Genomic DNA, 2,519 nt, shown 5'->3' with positions numbered 1-2,519 from the left:
GATGAGGCATCTTGTTGCAACTAAAGATTTATTGGTAAAGGATGGCGATGCGTCTGATTAGGTAGTAGGCGGGGTAATGGCCCACCTAGCCGACGATCAGTAGGGGTTCTGAGAGGAAGGTCCCCCACATTGGAACTGAGACACGGTCCAAACTCCTACGGGAGGCAGCAGTGAGGAATATTGGTCAATGGACGAGAGTCTGAACCAGCCAAGTAGCGTGCAGGATGACGGCCCTCTGGGTTGTAAACTGCTTTTAGTTGGGAACATAAAAGGCGACGTGTCGCCTCTGGAGTGTACCATCAGAAAAAGGACCGGCTAATTCCGTGCCAGCAGCCGCGGTAATACGGAAGGTCCAGGCGTTATCCGGATTTATTGGGTTTAAAGGGAGCGTAGGCGGACGATTAAGTCAGCTGTGAAAGTTTGCGGCTCAACCGTAAAATTGCAGTTGAAACTGGTTGTCTTGAGTGCACGCAGGGATGTTGGAATTCATGGTGTAGCGGTGAAATGCTTAGATATCATGAAGAACTCCGATCGCGAAGGCATATGTCCGGAGTGCAACTGACGCTGAGGCTCGAAAGTGCGGGTATCGAACAGGATTAGATACCCTGGTAGTCCGCACAGTAAACGATGAATACTCGCAGTATGCGATACAGTGTATGCTGCCAAGTGAAAACGTTAAGTATTCCACCTGGGGAGTACGCCGGCAACGGTGAAACTCAAAGGAATTGACGGGGGCCCGCACAAGCGGAGGAACATGTGGTTTAATTCGATGATACGCGAGGAACCTTACCCGGGCTTGAACTAAGCAGGAAGATGGGCAGAGACGCCTGTTGTCTTCGGACCTGCTTGGAGGTGCTGCATGGTTGTCGTCAGCTCGTGCCGTGAGGTGTCGGCTTAAGTGCCATAACGAGCGCAACCCTTCTCCACGTTTGCCATCAGGTAGAGCTGGGCACTCCGTGGATACTGCCATCGTAAGATGTGAGGAAGGTGGGGATGACGTCAAATCAGCACGGCCCTTACGTCCGGGGCTACACACGTGTTACAATGGCCGGTACAGAGGGAAGCCACCAGGCGACTGGGCGCTGATCCATTAAAACCGGTCTCAGTTCGGACTGGAGTCTGCAACCCGACTCCACGAAGCTGGATTCGCTAGTAATCGCGCATCAGCCATGGCGCGGTGAATACGTTCCCGGGCCTTGTACACACCGCCCGTCAAGCCATGAAAGCCGGGGGTGCCTGAAAGCTGTGACCGTAAGGGGCGGCCTAGGGTAAAACCGGTGATTGGGGCTAAGTCGTAACAAGGTAGCCGTACCGGAAGGTGCGGCTGGAACACCTCCTTTCTGGAGAACGACGTTTATAGATAGGAAAAGGTTGAGAGTAACTATTTTACTATCTTGTACTTCTCGACTAAAAAGTTATTTCAAATTCTAATAGATAGAAGAGAAAGAAGAGGCTGAGCTTTAGAGTCTTAGCATAGTTGGATTCTTTCTGCCAGTCCTATAGCTCAGTTGGTTAGAGCGCCACACTGATAATGTGGAGGTCGGCAGTTCAACTCTGCCTGGGACTACTTCTTAAGCTTAAAAAAAACTGAGGGGGATTAGCTCAGCTGGCTAGAGCACCTGCTTTGCAAGCAGGGGGTCATCGGTTCGAATCCGATATTCTCCACTAATTCCTCGAAATAAACGAGGAAAGCGATCTATGACATATTGCACAAATCTAACAAGCAAAAAAAGTAAGGTAGACAAAACACTGAAAAAAGTAAAGTACACTTTCAGTATATCTGACTGCTATGATGCGTATATGTGAACATATATTGTATTATAGTCCGAGGTCAAGGAAGTACGAAAGGGCGTACGGTGGATGCCTAGGCTCTTACAGGCGATGAAGGACGTGATAAGCTGCGAAAAGCCGCGGGGAGATGCAAATAATCTTTGATCCGCGGATATCCGAATGGGACAACCCAGTGGAGCAAACCTCCACTATCCCGCTATTGCGGGAGGCGAACGCTGGGAACTGAAACATCTTAGTACCAGTAGGAAGAGAAAATAAAAATGATTCCCCTAGTAGTGGCGAGCGAACGGGGAATAGCCCAAACCATCGGGATTCCGGTCCTGGTGGGGTTGTAGGACTGCGTGATTGCAAGAATTATGGTGAGAAGAAGCAACTGGAAAGTTGCGCCGTAGCGGGTGATAGCCCCTTATTCGAAGCCATAGGAAGCATAGCAGTATCCTGAGTAGCGCGGGACACGAGAAATCCTGTGTGAATCCGGCGGGCCCATCCGCCAAGGCTAAATACTCGTAAGAGACCGATAGCGAACCAGTACCGTGAGGGAAAGGTGAAAAGCACCTCGTGTAGAGGAGTGAAAAAGTTCCTGAAACCGTACGCCTACAAGCGGTCGGAGCTTCATATATGGAGTGACGGCGTGCCTTTTGCATAATGAACCTACGAGTTGCCGGTACCAGCAAGGTTAAGGGTTTTGAAATCCCGTAGCCGAAGCGAAAGCGAGTCTTAACAGGGCG

Annotated in this window: 2 tRNA genes and 2 rRNA genes; all 4 read left to right on the top strand. The window is 50.4% G+C overall.

What is annotated here, in order from left to right:
• A 16S ribosomal RNA gene (locus tag FHS60_RS10250) occupies positions 1-1,340 on the top strand; the annotation flags it as partial.
• 153 nt (positions 1,341-1,493) lie between these two features.
• A tRNA-Ile gene (locus tag FHS60_RS10245) sits at positions 1,494-1,567 on the top strand.
• Positions 1,568-1,591: 24 nt separating this feature from the next.
• Positions 1,592-1,665: transfer RNA gene (locus FHS60_RS10240), tRNA-Ala, on the top strand.
• Between the two features lie 168 nt (positions 1,666-1,833).
• Positions 1,834-2,519, top strand: a 23S ribosomal RNA gene (locus FHS60_RS10235); the annotation flags it as partial.

This window comes from Alloprevotella rava, assembly GCF_014195585.1.
Lineage (GTDB): Bacteria > Bacteroidota > Bacteroidia > Bacteroidales > Bacteroidaceae > Alloprevotella > Alloprevotella rava.
The sequence above is the reverse complement of the archived record's forward strand: the minus strand, read 5'-3'. Positions and strand labels throughout refer to the sequence as shown.